The organism is Drouetiella sp. (assembly GCF_059504425.1).
The window spans coordinates 19,204-21,580 of record NZ_JCACIN010000094.1 but is presented as its reverse complement, the minus strand read 5'-3'; the positions used below and the strand labels follow the sequence as shown (position 1 = coordinate 21,580).

The following is a 2,377-nucleotide window of genomic DNA, read 5'->3' as shown; positions in this document are numbered from 1 at the left end:
TGAACGCTTCTCTACCTCTACAATAATGTCCTAACTCGTTCTCGTAGCGCTATATATAAATTTCAGTGAAACGCTCTTCAATGCCGTCTAAGAGGATGTTTGAAGAGTATCAAAAGTTCTGCATTCGCCCCCCAACCCCCCAATTCTGGGGGACTTTCAAGCCAATTCTTGTTCAAAGTCCCCCAGAATTGGGGGATTTAGGGGGCTGTTCGAGTCGCAATCGGCACTTTTCAAACATCCTCTAAACCACAAAGTTACTGCTGCTATTGAGAGTGGTTGGAGAGAGATTCTGGACGATTGCCAGCGCACTTGCCCGTCCTGCCCCGGTGCCATCCGCATCAAACTGCACCACCGTATTGCTGCCTTGAGCCGCAAACGCTAAGTAACCGCTGCTGGTGGCGCTGGCATAGCTGAGATTGAGATTCAGACTTTGCAAAAGCTGCGTCAATACGATCTGATCTTGACCCACGGTGAAGTCGGTAATCGTATCCCCTGCGTCCCGGATATTGGTGTAAACAAACTGGTCGCTGCCGCCTCCCCCACTCAGCACATCGGCTCCGGCAAATCCGGTGATCAAGTCACTGCCCGTACCTCCGACTAACGTATCTCGTCCTGCCGTACCGTTGATGACATTAATCGGCACGGCATCATCATTGAGGATCGTGCCTGTACCTGTAGATTGAGAGATCGTCGCTCCCGTAGCACTTGCCAAAGTCACCGTGAACGTTTCGTCAGGTTCAAAGGTAGTGTCCCCAGTAATGTTCACCGTGATTGTCTCTTCAGTGTCATTTGGGTTAAAGGTCAGCAGTGTGAGTGGTATCGCTGTGTAATCGCTTCCAGCGGTAGCCGTGCCGTTTGCCGTGGCATAGCTGACGGTGACGGCTTGACTCACGGCTTGGGATAGCGTCACGGTGAAGGTGGCTGCTGTTGTGCCGCTGTTGCCCTCGGCGACGCTGACGCTGTTGATGCTGAGGCTAGGCAGGTCATTGTCTAGAGTGGTGACATTCACCGCTTGGTCAGCCACCCCATCAAAGGCATTATTACTGCTGGCATCGACCACGCTGACGGTGACGCTTGAGGTTTGAGTGCCATCGATCAGGGCATCATCAATTCCGGTAATCGTGACATTCTGAGCAACGTTCCAGTTGGCATTAGTGAAGGTAAGTGTCGCAGGAGCAGCACTGGCTTCAGTCGCATCGCTGGCAGTTATGGAGAACACTACGTTGCTAGTGGGCTGAGCGTTAAGAACCACGCTGAAGCTATCGGTGGTGCCCGATTCAGAGACGGTAGCGGTGGTTTTCGAGAGAGTGAAGCCTGCGGTGTCGTTATCGGCGATCGTCACTGTAGCGGTTTGGGTGGCAGCAGCACCCAGGTCATAGGCTGGAGCATCAATCAGGGTCAGAGTGACGGTTTCATTGCCCTCAATCAGAGCATCATTGACCGGGGTAAGGGTGGCATCGAAGAAGGTCTGCCCGACAGGAATCACCACACTGCCGGTTAAGACGGGAGTGTAGTCAACACCGATAGCTTGACCCACTCCTGTAGCGATCGCATAGTTTACCGTCAAGGCACTGGCGGTAGACCCGGTACGCGAGAAGCGGAAGGTGCCAGGGTTATTGCCTGCCTCAGCCGCACTGGCATCGGTGGCAGCGATCGTTACTACAGGAATGATGTCGTTGTCGGTCAGGTTGATGGTGGCGGCAGTGGTTGCTCCCAGGTTGTAGCGGGCGGCATCGGTGAGGGTCAGGGTAACGGTTTCGGTGCCCTCGACCAAGGCATCGTCGATTGGGGTAACGGTGACGGTGGCGGTGGTTTGTCCTGCGGCGATGGTGGTGGTTGCCGGTACGGTGTAGTCGCTGCCGTTGGTGGCGGTGCCGCTGAGGCTGTAGCTAACGGTGATGCCGCCATCGGGCGCGGCTTGGCTGAGGGTGAGGGTGAAGCTGCCGGGAGTATTTGGTTCGGCGGCGTTGCTGCCTGCGGTGACGCTGACGGTAGGGGCATTTTCGAAGAACAGTGTGTTGCCGTCAACGTTGCCGATGAAGGCATCGAGGTCGCCATCGCTATCGATATCGACAAAGGTGGGACTGCTGTAATTCCCGACATCGCTCAGCCCGAAGGGGTTGGGGCTGGGTGCGGCAAAGTTGGGGACAGATGCTGTGCCATTGTTGCGATAAAACAAGGTGTTGCCGTCAAGGTTGCCGACAAAGGCATCGAGGTCGCCATCGCCATCAATATCGACCAAGGTGGGACTGCTCAAATTCCCGACATCGCTTAGCCCGAAGGGGTTGGGGCTGGGTGCGGCAAAGCTGGGGACAGATGCTGTGCCATTGTTGCGATAAAACAAGGTGTTGCCGTCAAGGTTGCCGACAAAGGCATC

At 55.3% G+C, this 2,377-nt stretch carries 1 protein-coding gene; it reads right to left on the bottom strand.

Annotated elements, in window-relative coordinates; all coding sequences use genetic code 11:
* Window positions 1–241: 241 nt before the first annotated feature.
* The coding region (locus AC5JMP_RS22380) for a Calx-beta domain-containing protein (protein ID WP_495853713.1) at window positions 242–2,377 on the bottom strand (2,136 nt) is incomplete at its 5' end.